The organism is Massilia sp. NBRC 108631 (genome assembly GCF_059704565.1).
The window spans coordinates 1-17,977 of sequence record NZ_BAAKJE010000145.1 but is presented as its reverse complement, the minus strand read 5'-3'; the positions used below and the strand labels follow the sequence as shown (position 1 = coordinate 17,977).

Genomic DNA, 17,977 nt, shown 5'->3' with positions numbered 1-17,977 from the left:
TAGTACGTTTCAACTGCTCTCTCCTTGTTAGATGTGGTTCCCAGCGGACGGCTTGCAGCTCTTGGTCTGGCTGATGCGCACCTGGTTCCAGCCGCCATTCTAAGCGGGGTGGACGCCGGCGGGCCGCGCCGGCGGGCGCTTTTTACTTTTCGATACACGGCGCAGGCACGGGCTGTGGCATGGCCGCATCAGCCGCCCCGGCCGCCGCCCATCCCGCCCATGCCGCCGCCCATGCCGCCCTTGCCCTTGTGCTCGCCGCGCCCCGGCGCGCCGCCCTCTTTCGGACGCTCGCCCCGTTCGCCAAGCGCGCCGCCTGCCACGCGCTGCATCTGCTCGGCCAGGAATACCGCCGCTTGCTTGCGCTGCGTTTCATCCAGTGCATCGTTGACATCCAGCCACCATGCGCGCAGCTGCCGTTCCTCCGCTGCCGACGCGGCCGCTTCCGCATCGAGCCCGCCCGCCAGTTCGCGCAGTTCCACGTCCTTGCGATCCAGCGCGGGGCGCAGCGCGGCCTGCATGCGCTCGCGGCGCGACTGGCGTTCGCGCAGCAGGGCGCGGGTGCGGTTCTCGGTCTGCTGCCACAGCGTGGACTGGTTGGGATTGAGGTTCAGCTCCTTGCGGAATTCCGTGGCCATGGCCAGCAGGTCTTCGGCGCGCATCTCGCTCACCGGCACGGCCAACGCGGGCGCTGCGGGCAGCAAAAAGGCCAGCGCGCTGGTCAGCAGCAGGGTGCGGGCATATGTTGAAATCAGCTTATTTGTCTCGCTTGTCATCTGGGCTCCAGGCAAAAAAAAGCCTGCGCGGGAGCGCAGGCGGAAAAAACCACTACAGGGTAGAGAAGAACTACGAATCCACTGTATACCCTGATTTTGCAGGCTTCCCGCACTCTTACAATTCCTTACTGTCGTGAACGCAAGCTTTACAGAAGCGATACAGAGGCGAAAAAGCGGCAATATTGGCGGCCTAACATGCTGTGGTGTAAATCGCCGTAAAGCGCAGATAAATTACAGGCGAGCTACGCAGATTGCCGGAAATCAGGTTTATACTGAATTGGCGCGCAGTAGAGTGACTGCGGCAGCTTGACACAGGTGAAACATGGGCAAGAAACTCAAGAATACCGGGCTGGTCGGCCTGGGTGTCGTCGCCGGCATTGCCGTCTCCCTGCAGTTCTCCGCGATGGCCCAGCGCCCCGCCGATCCAGCCCTGCCGCTGGAAGAACTGCGCCAGCTGGCCGACGTATTCGGCCTCATCAAATCCGATTATGTGGAAGTGGTGGAAGACAAGAAGCTGCTGACGGAAGCCATTTCCGGCATGGTCGCTTCGCTCGATCCGCATTCGGCCTACCTCGACAAGAAAGCCTACGCCGAGCTGCGCGAAGGCTCGCAGGGCAAGTTTGTCGGCCTGGGCATCGAGATTGGCCAAAGCGAGGACGGCTACATCAAGATCGTCGCGCCGATCGAAGACTCGCCGGCCTACCGCGCCGGCATCAAGGCGGGCGACCTGATCACCCGTCTCGATTCGACCCCGGTCAAGGGCCTGAGCCTGGACGACTCCGTGAAGAAGATGCGCGGCGAGCCGCACAGCAAAGTGTCACTGACGGTGCTGCGCAAGGACGAGCCGGAACCGCTGGTGTTCCACATCACGCGCGAAGAAATCGTGCAGAAAAGCGTGAAGGCGAAAATCGTCGAGCCGGGCTACGCCTGGCTGCGCGTGGCGCAGTTCCAGGAGCCCACGGTGGACGACCTGGCCGCCAAGATCACCGAACTGTACAAGCAGGATCCCAATATCAAGGGCCTGGTACTGGACCTGCGCAACGATCCGGGCGGCGTGCTGCAAGGCGCGATCGGCGTGGCGGCGGCCTTCCTGCCGAAGGACGCGGCCATCGTCTCGACCAACGGCCAGCTGCCCGATTCGCGCCAGACCTTCTACGGCCGTCCCGAATACTACGCGCTGCGCAGCGAGGGCGACGTGCTGGCCAAGCTGCCGGCGGCGGTGAAGAAGGTGCCGATGGCGGTGCTGGTCAACACCGGTTCCGCGTCCGCCTCCGAAATCGTGGCCGGCGCGCTGCAGGACTACAAGCGCGCCACCATCATCGGCAGCCAGACCTTCGGCAAAGGCTCGGTGCAAACCATCCGCCAGCTGACCGCCGACACGGCCGTCAAACTGACCACGGCGCGCTACTACACGCCGAACGGGCGTTCGATCCAGGCCAAGGGCATTACCCCGGAACTGCTGGTGGACGAAAACGCCGACGGCGACGGCCTGAACGCGCTGCGCATGCGCGAGGCGGACCTGGTCAAGCACCTGTCCAACGACCGCGAGCAGGAAGGCGCCAAGAGCAAGCGCGACGAAGCCGAAGAGCAGCTGCGCATCCTGGCGGCCGAGCGCAAACGCAAGCCGCTGGAATACGGCAGCGGCGACGACTTCCAGCTGCAGCAGGCGCTGAACCACCTGAAAGGCTTGCCGGTGCAGCTGGCCAAGCAGGAATCGAAGCTGGTGCAGGCGGCCGATCCCGTGGCCAAGGATCCTATGCGAAAATAAAGTCGGTCAAAACGGCATTCCGGCAAGCTGCGGCGCCCTTTGTGGCGCCGTTCTTCATTTTTAGTACGAGCGTTCGTGTAGAATTTCTCCCATAAAGGCGACAGCCCTATCCACAAGAGAAAGATTGAAGAATATGAAACAAGTCGTCATCAGCGGCACCGGCCTCTTCACGCCAGCGAACTCCATCAGCAACGAAGAACTGGTGGCCTGCTTCAACACCTACGTCGAACAGTTCAACGCCGAGAACGCGGCCGGCATCGAAGCGGGCTCGGTGACGGCACTGGAACCGTCCAGCGTGGGCTTCATCGAGAAGGCGTCCGGCATCAAGTCGCGCTACGTGATGGAAAAGGAAGGCATCCTGGACCCCAAGCGCATGGTCTCGCGCATTGCCGAGCGCGCGGACGACGAGCTGTCGCTGCAGGCAGAAATCTGCGTGGCCGCCGCCCAGCAGGCGCTGGACCGCGCCGGCCGCAGCGCTGCCGACATCGACATGGTGCTGGTGGCCTGCTCCAACATGCAGCGCGCCTACCCGGCCATGGCGGTGGAAGTGCAGCAGGCGCTGAACATCGACGGCTACGGCTTCGACATGAACGTGGCCTGCTCCTCGGCCACCTTCGGCATCCAGCAGGCGGTGGCGGCGGTGCAAAGCGGCCAGGCGCGCGCGGTGCTGGTGCTGAACCCGGAGATCACCAGCGGCCACCTGAACTGGCGCGACCGCGACAGCCACTTCATCTTCGGCGACGCCTGCACCGCCATCGTGGTGGAAGCGAAGGACGCGGCGGTGTCGAAGCACCAGTGGGAAATCCTGGACACCAAGCTGAAGACCAGCTTCTCCAACAACATCCGCAACAACTTCGGCTTCCTGAACCGCTTCGACGAAGCGGGCGCGGGCCAGCCGGACAAGCTGTTCAAGCAGCAGGGCCGCAAGGTGTTCAAGGACGTGTGCCCGATGGCGGCCGAGATGATCAAGGAAAGCATCGCGCGCGCCGGACTGGAAGTGCCGCAGGTGAGCCGCTACTGGCTGCACCAGGCCAACCTGAACATGAACCTGCTGATCAGCCGCCTGATCCTGGGCCGCGACGCCGAGCCGGGCGAAGCGCCGGTGATCCTGGACACCTACGCCAACACCTCGTCGGCCGGCTCCATCATCGCCTTCCACAAGTACAACGACGACCTGCCGCAAGGCGCGCTGGGCGTCATCTGCTCCTTCGGCGCCGGCTACTCGATCGGCGCGGTGGTGGTGCGCAAGTTGTAATCCCACACCGCTAGTCCCCCTCCTACAAACGAGCTGAGCCGCATTTGCCACACTTCGGGGTCTGACCCCGGGGTTGGCAAAATGCGGCTCAGCTTGCTTCGTTTTAGCGGGCGCCGGGGGAGGATCATGAAGCAGCAGTGCCATTGGGGCGATGGTGCGCAAGTTGCGGTCTTACGCCACTAGGCCCCCTCCTACAAGTAAGCTCAGCCGCAAATTACCCGCTTCGGGGTCAGACCCCATGTGGCTGACCCCATGTGGCCTCCATCATCGCTGATCGTCCTACGATCTCTGCACATCTGCTGACAACATGTTTTTCGGGGGGCGCAAAGTCACGAAGGGGGGCGCGGCGGGTTATACTGGGGTGGTTTGCTTTACAACCCGCCACCTGAGAGGAACCCCGCACGCATGCCCCACGACATTCCGCTGATTACCACCATCGCCGCCGCGCTCGGATTCGGGCTGATATTCGGCTTCATCGCCACCCGCTTGAAACTGCCCGCGCTGGTGGGCTACCTGGCGGCCGGCATCCTGATCGGCCCGGCGACACCGGGCTTTGCAGCCGATACCGTGCTGGCCGGCCAGCTGGCGGAGATCGGCGTGATGTTGATGATGTTCGGCGTGGGCCTGCATTTTTCGCTGGACGACCTGTGGGAAGTGCGGCGCATCGCATTGCCGGGGGCGATCTTGCAGATCGCGGCGGCCACCGGCATGGGCATGGCGCTGGCGCACTGGTGGGGCTGGAGCATAGGCGGCGGTCTGGTGTTCGGCCTGGCACTGTCGGTGGCCAGCACCGTGGTGCTGCTGCGCGCGCTCGAGGAGCGCGGCATCCTCGATTCCTTCAATGGCCGCATCGCAGTCGGCTGGCTGGTGGTGGAGGACCTGGTCACCGTGCTGGTGCTGGTGCTGCTGCCGCCGCTGGCGTCCTCGCTGGGCGGCGTGACGCCGGACGACGGCCACGGCGCGGCCGATGCCGCCGCAGCAGCAGCCGTCCCGCTGTGGCAGACGCTGGCCATCACGTTCGGCAAGGTGGGCGGCTTCATCGCCTTCATGCTGCTGATCGGCCGCAAGCTGTTCCCCTGGCTGCTGTGGCAGGTGGCGCGCACCAATTCGCGCGAACTGTTCACGCTATGCGTGATCGCCGCCGCGGTCGGCATCGCCTACGGCGCGACCAAACTGTTCGGCATCTCGTTCGCACTGGGCGCCTTCTTCGCTGGCATGGTGCTGCGCGAATCGGAACTGAGCCACCGCGCGGCCGAGGAATCGCTGCCGCTGCGCGACGCGTTCGCGGTGCTGTTCTTCGTCTCGGTGGGCATGCTGTTCGAGCCGACCATCGTCACCGAGCAGCCACTGAAGCTGCTGGCGGTGGTGGGCATCATCGTGTTCGGCAAATCGATCGCGGCCTATCTGCTGGTGATCGTACTGCGCTACCCGCTGCGCACCGCGCTGACGGTATCGGCCAGCCTGGCGCAGATCGGCGAGTTCTCCTTCATCCTGGCGGCGCTGGGCATTTCGCTCAAGCTGATGCCGCACGAGGGCCAGAGCCTGATCCTGGCGGGCGCCATCATTTCCATCGCGCTCAACCCGGTGGTGTTCCTCGCCGTGAAGCCGCTGGAGCGCTGGTTCGGCCGCAACACCGGCCTGGCCGCCAAATTCGACCGCAGCGCCGACCCGCTGGCCGAGCTGCCGATGACGGTGCCGCAGGAGCATCTGCATGACCAGGTGGTGCTGGTGGGCTACGGCCGCGTGGGCCGCCGCATTGCCGCCGCGCTCACCGCGCAGCGCATTCCCTTCGTGGTGGCGGAACAGAACCGCGAGGTGGTGGACCAGTTGCGCAAGGAAGGCATCCCTGCGGTGGCCGGCAATGCGGGCGAGCCTGCGGTGCTGATCCAGGCGCATATTGCGCGCGCCCGCATGCTGGTGATCGCCACGCCGGACACCTTCCACGTGCGCAGCATGGTGGAGACGGCGCGCGCGCTCAATCCCAACATCAAGACGGTGGTGCGCACGCACAGCGAAGAAGAGGCCGAGCTGCTCAGCAATGAGCGGGCCGGCAAGATCTTCATCGGCGAGCACGAGCTGGCCAACGGCATGGCCGAATTCGTGCTGGACGATTTCAGGCAGCCGCGCGCGCACAACGGCCACTGATCCTTTGGCGCCTACAAGCTGACTGCCAGTTCGGCGCCTTCCTTGATGGCGCGCTTGGCGTCCAGCTCGGAGGCCAGCGCGGCACCGCCGATTTTGTGAAAGCGCGGGGCGCCGTTTTCCGCAGCGGCGCCGGCGGGCGGCATCAGCTCGGCCAGGCTGTCCTGGCCGGCGCAGATGATGACGTTGTCCACCGCCAGCAGGCGCTCGCCGCCGTCCACCGTGATGTGCAGGCCGTGATCGTCGATCCTGTTGTACTGCACGCCCGCCAGCATCACCACGCCATTGCGCGCCAGCACCGCGCGGTGCACCCAGCCCGAGGTCTTGCCCAGTCCGGCGCCCAGCTTGGAGGTCTTGCGCTGCAGGAGGTACAGCTGGCGCACCGGTTCGTCAGCGTTCGGCGGCACCAGGCCGCCGCCGGTGGTGGCCTTCAGGTCCACGCCCCATTCCTTGGTCCAGGTATCCACCGCCAGCGGCAGCGGATGGCGCGGGTCGTGCAGCAGGTATTCGCCGACGTCGAAGCCGATGCCGCCGGCGCCGATAATCGCTACCCGCTTGCCGACCGGCTTCTTGTGCGCCAGCACATCCAGGTAGGACAGCACTTTCGGATGGTCGATGCCGTCAATCGGCGGCTTGCGCATCTTGATGCCGGTGGCGACGATCACGTCGTCATAGCCGCCGGCCAGCAGCTGCGCGCGCGTAACGCGCTGGCCCAGCTGCAGATGGACGCCGGTCAGCTCGAGCTTGCGCTTGAAGTAGCGGATGGTCTCGGCGAATTCTTCCTTGCCCGGGATCTGCATGGCGACCTTGAATTGCCCGCCCACGCTGTCGCTGGAATCGAAGAGCGTCACGTCGTGGCCGCATTCGGCGGCCACGGTGGCGGCCGACAGGCCGGCCGGGCCGGCGCCCACCACCGCCACCTTGCGGCGCTTGGCGGCGGGCTTGTAGACCAGCTCGGTCTCGTGGCAGGCGCGCGGGTTGACCAGGCAGCTGGCGCGCTTGTTGGAGAAGGTGTGGTCCAGGCAGGCCTGGTTGCAGCCGATGCAGGTGTTGATCTCGTCCACCCGTCCGGACGCCGCCTTGGCCACGAATTCGGGGTCGGCCAGGAAGGGGCGCGCCATCGACACCATGTCGGCGTCGCCGCGCGCGATGATGCCTTCCGCTTCGCCCGGCATGTTGATGCGGTTCGACGCCACCACCGGTATCGTCACTTCGCGCCGCAGCCGGCCCGCCACGCTGGCGAAAGCCGCGCGCGGCACCGAGGTGACGATGGTGGGCACGCGCGCCTCGTGCCAGCCGATGCCGGTGTTGAGGATGGTGACGCCGGCATGCTGCAGGGCCTTGGCCACGGCCAGCACGTCGTCCCAGGTGTTGCCGCCGTCGACCAGGTCCAGCAGCGAGTGGCGGTACATGATAATGAAGTCCGGTCCCACCGCGGCGCGGATGCGCTTGACGATTTCCACCGGCAGGCGCATGCGGTTTTCGATGCTGCCGCCCCAGCGGTCGGTGCGCAAATTGGTGCGCGCGCACAGGAACTGGTTCAGCAAATAGCCTTCGCTGCCCATCACTTCCACGCCGTCGTAGCCGGCCTTCCTGGCCAGTTTGGCGCAGCGCGCGTAGTCGCGGATGGTGGCCTGGATGCCGGCCTCACTCAGCGCGCGCGGCTTGAACGGCGAGATCGGCGACTTGCGGTCGGAAGCGGACACCACGAAAGGCTGGTAGCCGTAGCGGCCCGCGTGCAGGATCTGCATCAGGATCTTGCCGCCTTCCTGGTGCACCGCGCTGGTGACCTTGCGGTGGTTGGGCACGTCGCCCAGGAAATTCAGGGTGCCGCCGAAAGGCAGCAGCCAGCCGGAACGGTTGGGCGAGATGCCGCCGGTGACGATCAGCCCCACTCCGCCCTTGGCACGCTCCTTGTAGAACGCGGCCAGCTTGCCGTAATTGTAGAAGCGGTCTTCCAGGCCGGTGTGCATCGAGCCCATGATGACGCGGTTGCGCAGCGTGGTGAAGCCGAGGTCCAGGGGAGCGAGCAGGTGCGGGTAGCTTGGCGTTGTCATTTTGATTATTGGTTGCGTTGGCGGTGGCTGGCACCTCATTCCGCATTAGAGCCGTTTTCTCTAGACCAATGTTACTAAAATACCGCTAATGCTCTGTAAGCACTTAATTTGTAAGCGTATTGTGCCGTACTTGTGTTTCGACAGTTATTCCCTTACGCTGGACAGATGAAGCGATTGATTGCCATTTTGTTATTCAGCATTTCTGCGCCGCTACTCGCACAGGGGCCGAAACTTGAGCTGCCGAAACTGGAAGTTTCAGTGTCGCGGGTCACGCAGGACGCCTTGCACTTGTACGAAGTGGACGCCAGCGGCGTCGTGCAAGCACCGCTGGCCACCGTGTGGAAGACGCTCACCACCTATGAGCGCATGAACGAGTTCGTGCCGGACATGGCGTCCTGCCGGGTGCTGTCGCGCAACGGCAATGAAGTGATCATCGAACAGTTCGGCACGGCGCGCTTCCTGTTCATGTCCAAGTCCATCCACCTGGTGGTGCGCGCGACGGAAACGCCGATGCAAAGCATCGATATCGCCCTGATTTCGGGCGACATGAAGCACTACGAGTCGCGCTGGGAGTTGTTTCCGCTGCCCGAGGGCGGGACCAGAGTGGTCTACACCGGCAGGCTGGTGCCGAATTTCTACGTGCCCGGGCTGCTGGGCACCAATATCATCCGCGGCGATATCGAACGCATGATGGGCGCCGTGCTGGCGCGCATCGACCGGCCGGACAGCACCGCGGCCAGGAACTAGCCGGCTGCGTGCGCTTACTGCGCCGCGTATTCCGGCCCGCGCAACTCGGCGAACTGCTCGATGCTGCCGATCTTGATCATCACCGAGTTGAGACTGAGGTTGGCCTGCATGGCGCGCCAGGCGAACTGCCATTCGCGCTCCTGCTTCTCGGCAGCCGTCTTGGTGAAGGCGGCGCCCAGGGCGGCGCGGTGGCCGTATTCCACGGCGCCGTCGATGCCGGCCCAGCTGGGCAGCGCGCGCTGCACGGCGCGGTGGATGCGCTCGCCGAATTCTTCGGTGTTGTGGATCACCAGGCAGGCGTCGGCCGTGAACAGGTCGAACAGCTTGCGGTCCCATGCCTTGGAAAAGCTCAGCGTGAGGCAGTTGGAAGCCGGATGCAGGATGAACTGTCCCTGCGTCAGGGCCAGTTCAAGGTCGCTGCGCTCGCCGTAGCGGTACAGGGTCGGGGGGCGTTGATAGTCGTGCATGGCGCAGTGTTTCTCTTATTTCTGTAGGGGAGGGCGCACGTGGCGGTGCGCGCGCATGGCGGCGGAAGCGATGAAAATCTCCCGCAGCAGGTAGACGAAACTCATGATCAGGCCCAGCATGGCCAGCACGAACAAGCCGGCGATGTATTTGTCCAGCGTGACGTTGGTGGTGTCGCCCACGAACAGCATGGCAATCACCAGGCAAATCAGCAGGCCGCAGCCGGTCGACGAACCAATCGAGACGTTGATCAGGTGCGAACGCCGGTATAGCACGTCCAGTTCATTGAGGTAGTTGTCGTTGTAGCCAACGTCGAGCCGGTCTTCCAGCACGCGCGACCTGTCGATGATGCGCGCCAGGCGGTTGGTCAGCACCATCAAATTGGTGCAAACGCCCGTGAGCAGGAAGACCGGCGCAATCGCCAGTTGGATGATGTGTCCTATATCGCCGACTTGTATATTCATTGCGCGTTCGTGCTTGGGTACTTGCTTGTTCTTGGGCTTGCTGGGGATCCAGACCGTAGTGTAACAGGCCGCAAGGCCTTATTCGAAGCGGCGCAGGCGCTTGAACTGCTCGGTGGCCGCCACCAGCGCCGCCGAAATGCCGCGCTCCATGGCGCCGTGGCCGGCGTCCGGGATCATCTTCATCACCGAGCCGGGCCAGGCTTTGTGCAGCTTCCAGGCCGACACCGGCGGGCAGATCACGTCGTAGCGGCCCTGCACGATGACCGCCGGCAGGTGGGCGATCCTGTCCACGTTGCGCAGCAGCTGTTCGTCCTCGAAGAAGCCGAGGTTGGCCATGTAGTGCGATTCCAGGCGGCCCACGCCCAGGTCCATCGCGTCCGACGGCGCTTCCTCGGGCTGCGGCAGCAGGAACACGCGGCGGCCTTCGAAACGGCTCCAGGCGCGCGCCGCCGGCCAGTAGACGGCCGGGTCGTCGCTCATGATGCGCTTGACGTAGGCTTGCAGCAGGTCGCCGCGCTCTTGTTCCGGAATCGGCGCCACGAATTCGTCGTACACGTCCGGGTGGAACCAGCGCGAACCTTCGAGGAAGAAGTCGATCTCGGGCTGGGTGCACAGGAAGATCCCGCGCAGCACGAAGCCCAGGCAGCGTTCGGGATGCGCCTGGCCGTAGGCCAGCGCCAGCGTGGAGCCCCAGGAACCGCCGAACACCAGCCATTGCTCGATGCCGAACATGGCGCGCAGGCGCTCGATGTCGCCGATCAGCAGCTGGGTGGTGTTGTTGCGGCATTCGCCCACCGGGGTGGACTTGCCGGCGCCGCGCTGGTCGAACAGGATGACGCGGTACTGCTGCGGGTCGAAGAAGCGGCGGTGCGCCGGCGACAGGCCGGCGCCGGGGCCGCCATGCAGGAACAGCACCGGAGTGCCGTTCGGATTGCCGACCTCCTCCCAGTAGATGGTGTGCAGCGCGTCGACTTCCAGCATGCCGTGGCGCAGCGGCGCGATGGCGGGGAACAGGGACTGGTTCGAATCAGGCATGGATCGCTTTCAGAAGAAGGTATTGACGGCGTAGCGCACAGTATACGCATCGTCGGCCACCAGCAGCAGCGGCCATTTGTCGAAAGTGGTGCAGGGGTGCGAGATGCCGCAGCCGACCAGGTCGCCCACTTGCAGCGCCTTGCACAGCGCGTCGCCTTCGGGCAGGCGCAGGTACGCGTGCTGGTCGTTCATCTTTTCGACGCGGCAGCCGGGCGGCAGGTCGGTCGGTTCCGCCCTTGCGCCGTCCTGCGGCGCCGCATCGGGGCGGTGCGTGTAGAGCGGAATCGGCAGTTCCTGGTCGTATGACGCGTCGCGCTTGCCCATGCTGAGGATGGCCAGCGTGGGCTCCGGGCGCGAGGTCACCATGCTCCACACTTCCAGCGCCGGGCGCAGGCCGTCTGCGGCGTGTTCGCGCGCGGCGATGTCGTGCGTCAGGTCCTGGTAGGAGCCGTGGTCGTTGGTCAGGTAGCAGCCGCTGCGCAGCACCGGCAGCACCGGCCGCGACAGGCCAGCCAGCCCGGCAAAGCCGTGCGCCACCAGGTCGAAATAGGCCGAGCCGCCGGCCGACAGCAAGATCTGTTCGCCGCCGAACAGCTTCTTGCCGTCCGCCTGGCGCACCAGCGCGGCCAGCTGCGCCACGAAGGCGCGCACCGCTTCCACGCTGGCGGCGCGGTCGTGGCCCTGCAGCAGGCCTTCATAGCCCTCGATGCCGGCCAGTTGCAGGCCGGGGGCCTTGGCCACTTTCTGGGCCACCGCCATCGCTTCGGCCGGCGTGCGGCAACCGGCGCGCTTGCCGGGCAGGCCGAACTCCACCAGCAGCGGCAAGGGCCGCGCCAGCCTGGCTTCGGCCGCCGCGCGCGCCAGGCGCTGCACGCCTGCGTCGGAATCGACCAGCGCGTAAAACTGGAAGCCCGGGTCGTCCTTCATCAGCGCCAGCATGGCGCGGATGTCGGCCGGGGCCACCAGCTGGTTGGCCAGCAGCACGCGGCGCACGCCGAAACGGTAGGCCACCTGCACTTGCGCGGCGGTGGCCAGGGTCATGCCCCAGGCGCCGTTGGCCAGCTGGGCGCCGAACAGCTGCGGGCTCATGGTGGTCTTGCCGTGCGGCGCCAGCACCGCGCCGTAGCGCTCGCAGAAGCGCCTCATCCAGTCCAGGTTGTGCAACAGCGCCGATTCCTTCAGCAGCGCGACCGGGAAGCTGGTGTCGGCGCGCAGCACGTTCCAGCGCTGCACGGGGATGGCGCCCTGGCGCATCGGTTCAGTCAGCGGCAGGCCTTTTACGCCAGGCTGCAGCATCTGTTCGGCCAGGCTGTCGAGCGCCAGGCCGCCTTCGGGCAAATGTCGGTCCATGATGTTTCTCCTCTGCCGCATTGTCCTACGCCGCAGGGCAAAAAAAAAGCACCGCATGCGCGGTGCTTTCGTGGCTTGCTGCAGCCCGGTCTTAGGACATGTGCTGGCCGCCGTTGATGGCGATGTTGGCGCCGGTAACGAAAGCCGCTTCTTCAGACGACAGGTAGGCGACCAGGCCGGCCACTTCTTCCGGCTTGCCCAGGCGGGCCATCGGAATTTGCGGCAGGATTTTCGAATCCAGCACTTCCTGCGGGATCTCCGTCACCATCTTGGTGCCGATGTAGCCCGGCGAGATGGTGTTGACGGTGACGCCCTTGCGCGCCACTTCCAGCGCCAGCGCCTTGGTGAAACCGTGTACGCCGGCCTTGGCGGCCGAGTAGTTGGTCTGGCCGAAAGCGCCCTTCTGGCCGTTGACGGACGAGATGTTGATGATGCGGCCCCAGCCACGGTCCACCATGCCATCCGCTACCGGCTTGGTCATGTTGAACACGGAATCCAGGTTGGTGCTCATCACCGCGTCCCAGTTCAGCTTGTCCATCTTCTTGAAGGTCATGTCGCGCGTGATGCCGGCATTGTTGACCAGTACGTCAATCGGGCCGATATCCTTCGTGATGGCGGCGACGCAGGCTTGCGCCGAGTCGTAATCCGCCACGTCGCACGGGTAAGCCTTGAAGTCAAAGCCCATGTCGCGCGTCGTGGCCAGCCATTCGTCAACTTTCTTGTTGCTCGGGGAATATGTGGTCACGACCTTATAGCCCAGCGCGGCCAGCTTGATGCACACCGCTTCGCCCAGACCACCCATACCACCTGTTACCAATGCAATTCTTGCCATTTGTCATCCCCTCTTATTGTTTCGAACACTAAAAGAACTGAACTGCCTGTTGCTGCTACGGTACTGCCTGTTTCTTATGCGCGTTCGACTGCCAGCGCTACGCCCATGCCGCCGCCGATGCACAGCGAGGCCAGGCCCTTCTTGGCGTCGCGGCGCACCATTTCGTGCAGCAGGGTGACCAGGATGCGCGCGCCGGATGCGCCGATCGGGTGGCCGATGGCGATCGCGCCGCCGTTGACGTTGATCTTGCTGGTGTCCCAGCCCATTTCCTTGTTCACGGCCAGCGCCTGGGCGGCGAAGGCTTCGTTGATTTCCATCAGGTCCAGGTCGTCCGGGGTCCAGCCGGCCTTTTTCAGGCACAGCTTGGCGGCCGAGACCGGGCCCATGCCCATGTAGGCCGGATCGATACCGGACGAGGCGTAGGCTTTCACCTTGGCCAGCGGGGTCAGGCCCAGCTCGCGCGCCTGGCTGGCGCTCATCATGATGACGGCGGCGGCGCCGTCGTTCAGGCCGGAGGCGTTACCGGCAGTGACGCTGCCTTCCTTGTTGAAGGCGGGACGCAAGCCGGCCAGCGCTTCCAGCGTGGAGCCCGGCTTGATGTATTCGTCGGCGTCGAACACGATGGTGCCCTTCTTCTGCGCGATTTCCAGCGGAATGATCTCGTCCTTGAACTTGCCTTCCTTTTGCGCCGCCTCGGCCTTCAGCTGCGACTGCAGGGCGAACTCGTCCTGCGCTGCGCGCGAGATGTCGTATTTCTTCGCCACGTTCTCGGCTGTCACGCCCATGTGGTACTGGTTGTACACGTCCCACAGGCCGTCGACGATCATGGTGTCGGTCATCTTCACGTCGCCCATGCGGAAGCCGTCGCGCGAGCCGTTCAGCACGTGCGGCGCAGCGCTCATGTTTTCCTGGCCGCCGGCAATGATGATGCTGGCGTCGCCGCACTTGATGGCCTGGGTGGCCAGATGGGTGGCTTTCAGGCCCGAACCGCACACCTTGTTGATGGTGTAGGCAGGAATGCTGGTCGGCAGGCCGGCCTTGATGACAGCCTGGCGCGCCGGGTTCTGGCCGACGCCGGCGGTCAGCACCTGGCCGAGGATGGCCTCGCTGATCAGGTTGGCGTCCAGGCCGGTCTTGGCCAGCAGGCCCTTGATGACATGGGCGCCCAGTTCGGCTGCCGGGATCTTGGCCAGGCTGCCGCCGAATTTGCCAACTGCGGTGCGGCCGGCCGCTACGATAACTACATCATCCATTTGATTCTCCAGAGTTTCCAACCGAGTGGTCAGGTGATTAAGATTAGCGGTGCATTCATTTTAACGATTTGTTGGGCACGCGGTTGAATAACCCTTGTATTTGCTCGGTTGCTTCGACGAACAGCACGCCCGTGCCATTTAAGGCATTGCACATTTGACGGGAAAAGACCGTGGAGTTGGCGAGTGCCGCATTTACAAAATCCCGCTGCAATACGGCCAGATCGGAGACGCTGCGGAGATGGTCATCTATCAGGGATTGCGCTTGCGCATACTGTGCGTGGCTAAACATGAATTCCTTATATCGACGCGGTCCTGCGGTGGAAAAAATTCGATCTTAGCGCCTTCCCGGGGCGCGGGCTTTGACATTAATCAATGCTACGACAGCAATTTGATTCCATCCAAGGTGGCCGCGCACTGCTCACGTATCACATTAACGAAGTCGACGACATACGCTTTATCACGTAATGGTTCCGGTACGGAAACAAATAAGTCGCTCCATAAACCTTGCTCGCCAACCGGGCGGGCGCTGACATAATCATAATCAACATAATTTTTTATTGCCCAATTCGGTAAAGCCGCTAAACCACGGCGGCTAGCGACTAGCTGCAAAATAGCCACAGTCAATTCCGCAGTGCGTCGCTCGAAGGCAACATTGGCTGGGCGCAGCACTTCACGGATCAGGTCGATGCGCGTTTCCGGCACCGGATAGGTGATCAGCGTTTCGCCCTCGAAGTCGGCCGCGTGCAGGCGGCGCTGCGCCTGCAGCCGGTGCTTCTGCGCCATCACCACCAGGATCTCGAAGCGGAACAGCGGGAAGGTGGCGAAGTCGGCGCTGTAGTCCGAGCCGATCACCAGGTCGGCGCTGCCGGCGCGCAGCAGGTCGGCCGGTTCGCTGTGGAAGCCCGACACCAGGTCGATTTCCACGTCCGGCCAGCGCTTGCGGAACTCATCCATCACCGGCATCAGCCAGTCGAAGCAAGTGTGGCACTCCAGCGCCACCCGCAGCTGGCCCTGGTCGCCCTGCGACAGGCGCGCCACGTCGCGCTCGGCCTGCTCGATTTCCGGCAGCAGCGTGTCGGCCAGGCGCAGCAGGCGCGCGCCGGTGGCGGTGAAGCCGATCGGCACCGATTTCCGTTCGAACAGCGGGCTGCCATAGCGGTCTTCCAGCAATTTGATCTGGTGCGACAGGGCGGACTGGGTCAGGTTCAGCAGTTGCGCGGCGCGCACCAGGCTGCCGGCTGAACGCAGGGCGCTGAGGGTGCGGAGGTGACGGATTTCCAGCATGGCGGGCCTTGTGTTTATCTTTTGTATGAAATTCATTCAAGTTGAAACGCAAAATCTTTCGTTTTGATTATAAACGCGTTTGCCGCACACTTTACCTCACCAATATTTAATGCGGATGACAACTTTCATGAAACCAATTCAGACACATATCCCCGGCTTTCCACGCATCGGCGCGGCGCGCGAACTGAAGTTCGCGCTGGAAAAACACTGGCGCGGCGACAGCGGCGAAGCCGAACTGGAAGCCACCGCTGCGGCCCTGCGCGCGCGCCACTGGGCCCAGCAGCGCGACGCCGGGCTGGACCTGGTGTCGGTGGGCGACTTCGCCTTTTACGACCAGGTGGCCAACCATATCCAGCTGCTGGGCTGCGAGCCGGCCCGCTTCGGCTTCACCGCCGAGCAGAGCCAGCTGGCACGCTATTTCGCGATGGCGCGCGGCGTGTCGCACGGCCGGCATGAGCACCATGAAGGCTGCAGCCACCATCACCAGGACGCCCACGCGCTGGAAATGACCAAGTGGTTCGACACCAATTACCACTACCTGGTGCCGGAGTTCTCGCCGGAAACCGCATTTTCACTGGCGTGCGAGCGCCTGTTTGCGGAGGTGGCCGAAGCCCAGGCGCTGGGCCACGCGGTGAAGGCCGTGCTGATCGGGCCGCTGACCTTCCTGTGGCTGGGCAAGGAGCGCGCGGCCGGTTTCGACCGCTTGAGCCTGCTGGAAAAACTGCTGCCGGTGTACGGCGCGGTGCTGGACCGCCTGAAGCGGCAAGGCGTGCACTGGGTCCAGGTCGACGAACCCATCCTCGGCCTGGACCTGCCCCCTGCATGGCGCAACGCGTTCGAGCACACGTACTGGCAACTGGCCCAGGTGGGCGTGCCGCTGCTGCTGGCGACCTACTTCTCGCCGCTGGAGGAAAACGTGAGCCTGGCCTGCCGCCTGCCGGTGGCCGGCCTGCACGTGGACGGCGTGCGCGCCGCGCATGAGCTGACCAGCGTGGCCGACTGGCTGCCGGTGCACAAGGTGCTGTCGGTGGGCATCGTGGACGGGCGCAACATCTGGCGCACCGATCTCGACCTGGCGCTGGCGCAGCTGGCGCCCATCGCCGCCAAGCGCGGCGGCAAGCTGTGGCTGTCCACCTCGTGCTCGCTGCTGCACACGCCGTTCAGCCTGGAGCCGGAAACCGCGCTGGACCCCGAGATCAAGAACTGGCTGGCCTTTGCCGGCGAAAAGCTGGGCGAACTGGCGCTGCTGAAAGCCGCGCTGCTGCGCACCGGCGCCGATGACGCGCAAGGTGCAGGCCTGGCGGCCTTCGGCAGCGCCGCCGACAGCGCCGCCTTCGACGCCGCCTGGAGCGCGGCCCGCGCCGCGTGCGCCAGCCGCCGCGCCAGCCCGCGCGTGCATAACCCGGCGCTCGCCGCGCGCATCGCCGCGCTGCCGCAGGACGCCGACCGCCGCGCCTCGCCCTTCCCTGCCCGCCAGGCGCTGCAGCGCGCGCGCTTCCAGCTGCCGTCCTTTCCCACCACCACCATCGGCTCCTTCCCGCAAACGCACGCCATCCGCTCGGCGCGCGCCAGCTTCAAGCGCGGCGAGATCGGCGCGGCGGCCTACCGGCAAAGCATGCGCGAGGAAATCGCCTACGCCATCGCGCGCCAGGAGGAGCTGGGCCTGGACGTGCTGGTGCACGGCGAAGCGGAGCGCAACGACATGGTGGAATACTTCGGCGAGCAGCTGGACGGCTTCACCTTCACGCAGCTGGGCTGGGTGCAATCCTACGGCTCGCGCTGCGTGAAACCGCCAGTAATCTACGGCGACGTGGCGCGCCCGCGAGCCATGACGGTGGACTGGGCCGTGCACGCGCAGTCGCTGACCGGCAAACCGGTGAAAGGCATGCTCACCGGCCCGGTCACCATCCTGCAGTGGTCGTTCGTGCGCGACGACCAGCCGCGCGCGCAGACCACGCTGCAGATCGCGCTGGCCATCCGCGACGAGGTGGCCGACCTGGAGCAGGCCGGCATCGGCATCATCCAGATCGACGAGCCGGCCGTGCGCGAAGGCTTGCCGCTGCGCCGCAGCCGCTGGGGCGAATACCTGGACTGGGCCACGCGCGCCTTCCGCGTGTCGGCCAGCGTGGCCGCGGACGCGACCCAGATCCATACCCATATGTGCTACGCCGAGTTCAACGACATCCTGCCGCAGATCGCCGCCATGGATGCGGACGTGATCACGATAGAAACCAGCCGCTCGGCCATGGAGCTGCTGACCGGCTTCGGCGCCTTCCGCTACCCGAACGAGATCGGCCCGGGCGTGTACGACATCCACTCGCCGCGCGTGCCGGACACGGCGGAGATGGTGCGCCTGCTGAAGAAGGCCAGCGCCGTGATCCCGGCGGCGCAGCTATGGGTCAACCCGGATTGCGGCCTGAAAACGCGCGGCTGGCCGGAAACCGAGAGCGCGCTGCGCAATATGGTGGCGGCGGCGCGCGAACTGCGCGCGGCGTAGGACGCCGTCCCCTTCCCCCGGCGGCGCTGGCCGCTCCCGCCGCGGGAGTGGCCAG

General features: G+C 65.0%; 15 protein-coding genes. 5 read left to right on the top strand and 10 right to left on the bottom strand.

The window, feature by feature from the left end:
• Positions 1–188: 188 nt before the first annotated feature.
• Positions 189–773 carry a hypothetical protein gene (locus AC6H42_RS16410; RefSeq protein ID WP_497548491.1) on the bottom strand — a complete coding sequence of 195 codons (585 nt, stop codon included), beginning with the start codon at positions 771–773 and terminating at the stop codon, positions 189–191.
• A 322-nt stretch (positions 774–1,095) separates the two neighbouring features.
• On the opposite strand from AC6H42_RS16410, the gene AC6H42_RS16405 reads away from it, so the two are divergent.
• The 3 genes from AC6H42_RS16405 to AC6H42_RS16395 all read left to right on the top strand — a co-directional run bounded on the left by AC6H42_RS16405 (position 1,096) and on the right by AC6H42_RS16395 (position 5,941).
• The gene (locus AC6H42_RS16405) at positions 1,096–2,541 is read left to right on the top strand and encodes a S41 family peptidase (protein WP_057158551.1); all 1,446 of its coding nucleotides are present in this window, start codon (positions 1,096–1,098) and stop codon (positions 2,539–2,541) included.
• 133 nt (positions 2,542–2,674) lie between these two features.
• Positions 2,675–3,796 carry a beta-ketoacyl-ACP synthase III gene (locus AC6H42_RS16400; protein WP_497548490.1) on the top strand — a complete coding sequence of 374 codons (1,122 nt, stop codon included), beginning with the start codon at positions 2,675–2,677 and terminating at the stop codon, positions 3,794–3,796.
• 405 nt (positions 3,797–4,201) lie between these two features.
• Entirely contained in the window at positions 4,202–5,941 is a 1,740-nt protein-coding gene (locus AC6H42_RS16395; RefSeq protein ID WP_057158553.1) for a cation:proton antiporter domain-containing protein, read from the top strand.
• 11 nt (positions 5,942–5,952) lie between these two features.
• On the opposite strand, the gene AC6H42_RS16390 is transcribed toward AC6H42_RS16395, so the two are convergent.
• Positions 5,953–7,995: an NADPH-dependent 2,4-dienoyl-CoA reductase gene (locus AC6H42_RS16390; RefSeq protein ID WP_057158554.1), complete on the bottom strand. Its 2,043-nt coding sequence runs from the start codon at positions 7,993–7,995 to the stop codon at positions 5,953–5,955.
• Between the two features lie 258 nt (positions 7,996–8,253).
• Between AC6H42_RS16390 and AC6H42_RS16385 the strand changes: the two genes are divergently transcribed.
• Complete coding sequence (locus AC6H42_RS16385; RefSeq protein ID WP_229418382.1) at positions 8,254–8,742, top strand: SRPBCC family protein; 489 nt, start codon at positions 8,254–8,256, stop codon at positions 8,740–8,742.
• Positions 8,743–8,756: 14 nt separating this feature from the next.
• On the opposite strand, the gene AC6H42_RS16380 is transcribed toward AC6H42_RS16385, so the two are convergent.
• The 8 genes from AC6H42_RS16380 to AC6H42_RS16345 all read right to left on the bottom strand — a co-directional run bounded on the left by AC6H42_RS16380 (position 8,757) and on the right by AC6H42_RS16345 (position 15,425).
• Complete coding sequence (locus AC6H42_RS16380) at positions 8,757–9,209, bottom strand: hypothetical protein (protein WP_057158556.1); 453 nt, start codon at positions 9,207–9,209, stop codon at positions 8,757–8,759.
• A 15-nt stretch (positions 9,210–9,224) separates the two neighbouring features.
• On the bottom strand, positions 9,225–9,671 hold the full coding sequence (locus tag AC6H42_RS16375) for a DUF2721 domain-containing protein (protein ID WP_057158557.1): 447 nt from the start codon (positions 9,669–9,671) through the stop codon (positions 9,225–9,227).
• A 78-nt stretch (positions 9,672–9,749) separates the two neighbouring features.
• The gene (gene pip, locus AC6H42_RS16370; protein WP_057158558.1) at positions 9,750–10,706 is read right to left on the bottom strand and encodes a prolyl aminopeptidase; all 957 of its coding nucleotides are present in this window, start codon (positions 10,704–10,706) and stop codon (positions 9,750–9,752) included.
• A gap of 9 nt (positions 10,707–10,715) precedes the next feature.
• Positions 10,716–12,056, bottom strand: coding sequence for an amino acid deaminase (locus AC6H42_RS16365; protein WP_497548489.1), 1,341 nt, complete (start codon positions 12,054–12,056; stop codon positions 10,716–10,718).
• 91 nt (positions 12,057–12,147) lie between these two features.
• A complete protein-coding gene (gene phbB, locus AC6H42_RS16360) occupies positions 12,148–12,888 on the bottom strand; it encodes an acetoacetyl-CoA reductase (protein WP_057158560.1) in 741 nt (246 codons plus the stop codon).
• A 74-nt stretch (positions 12,889–12,962) separates the two neighbouring features.
• Positions 12,963–14,141: an acetyl-CoA C-acetyltransferase gene (locus AC6H42_RS16355; protein WP_057158561.1), complete on the bottom strand. Its 1,179-nt coding sequence runs from the start codon at positions 14,139–14,141 to the stop codon at positions 12,963–12,965.
• A 55-nt stretch (positions 14,142–14,196) separates the two neighbouring features.
• Positions 14,197–14,430 carry a hypothetical protein gene (locus AC6H42_RS16350; protein ID WP_057158562.1) on the bottom strand — a complete coding sequence of 78 codons (234 nt, stop codon included), beginning with the start codon at positions 14,428–14,430 and terminating at the stop codon, positions 14,197–14,199.
• Positions 14,431–14,516: 86 nt separating this feature from the next.
• Entirely contained in the window at positions 14,517–15,425 is a 909-nt protein-coding gene (locus AC6H42_RS16345) for a LysR family transcriptional regulator (RefSeq protein WP_057158563.1), read from the bottom strand.
• Between the two features lie 127 nt (positions 15,426–15,552).
• Between AC6H42_RS16345 and metE the strand changes: the two genes are divergently transcribed.
• Complete coding sequence (gene metE, locus AC6H42_RS16340; protein WP_497548488.1) at positions 15,553–17,922, top strand: 5-methyltetrahydropteroyltriglutamate--homocysteine S-methyltransferase; 2,370 nt, start codon at positions 15,553–15,555, stop codon at positions 17,920–17,922.
• The last annotated feature ends 55 nt before the right edge of the window (positions 17,923–17,977 follow it).

Coding starts and splice junctions, on each gene's coding strand:
- AC6H42_RS16410 (WP_497548491.1), bottom strand. CDS start 773: ATGACAAGCGAGACAAATAAGCTGATTTCAACATATGCCCGCACCCTG.
- AC6H42_RS16405 (WP_057158551.1), top strand. CDS start 1,096: ATGGGCAAGAAACTCAAGAATACCGGGCTGGTCGGCCTGGGTGTCGTC.
- AC6H42_RS16400 (WP_497548490.1), top strand. CDS start 2,675: ATGAAACAAGTCGTCATCAGCGGCACCGGCCTCTTCACGCCAGCGAAC.
- AC6H42_RS16395 (WP_057158553.1), top strand. CDS start 4,202: ATGCCCCACGACATTCCGCTGATTACCACCATCGCCGCCGCGCTCGGA.
- AC6H42_RS16390 (WP_057158554.1), bottom strand. CDS start 7,995: ATGACAACGCCAAGCTACCCGCACCTGCTCGCTCCCCTGGACCTCGGC.
- AC6H42_RS16380 (WP_057158556.1), bottom strand. CDS start 9,209: ATGCACGACTATCAACGCCCCCCGACCCTGTACCGCTACGGCGAGCGC.
- AC6H42_RS16375 (WP_057158557.1), bottom strand. CDS start 9,671: ATGAATATACAAGTCGGCGATATAGGACACATCATCCAACTGGCGATT.
- pip (WP_057158558.1), bottom strand. CDS start 10,706: ATGCCTGATTCGAACCAGTCCCTGTTCCCCGCCATCGCGCCGCTGCGC.
- AC6H42_RS16365 (WP_497548489.1), bottom strand. CDS start 12,056: ATGGACCGACATTTGCCCGAAGGCGGCCTGGCGCTCGACAGCCTGGCC.
- phbB (WP_057158560.1), bottom strand. CDS start 12,888: ATGGCAAGAATTGCATTGGTAACAGGTGGTATGGGTGGTCTGGGCGAA.
- AC6H42_RS16355 (WP_057158561.1), bottom strand. CDS start 14,141: ATGGATGATGTAGTTATCGTAGCGGCCGGCCGCACCGCAGTTGGCAAA.
- AC6H42_RS16350 (WP_057158562.1), bottom strand. CDS start 14,430: ATGTTTAGCCACGCACAGTATGCGCAAGCGCAATCCCTGATAGATGAC.
- AC6H42_RS16345 (WP_057158563.1), bottom strand. CDS start 15,425: ATGCTGGAAATCCGTCACCTCCGCACCCTCAGCGCCCTGCGTTCAGCC.
- metE (WP_497548488.1), top strand. CDS start 15,553: ATGAAACCAATTCAGACACATATCCCCGGCTTTCCACGCATCGGCGCG.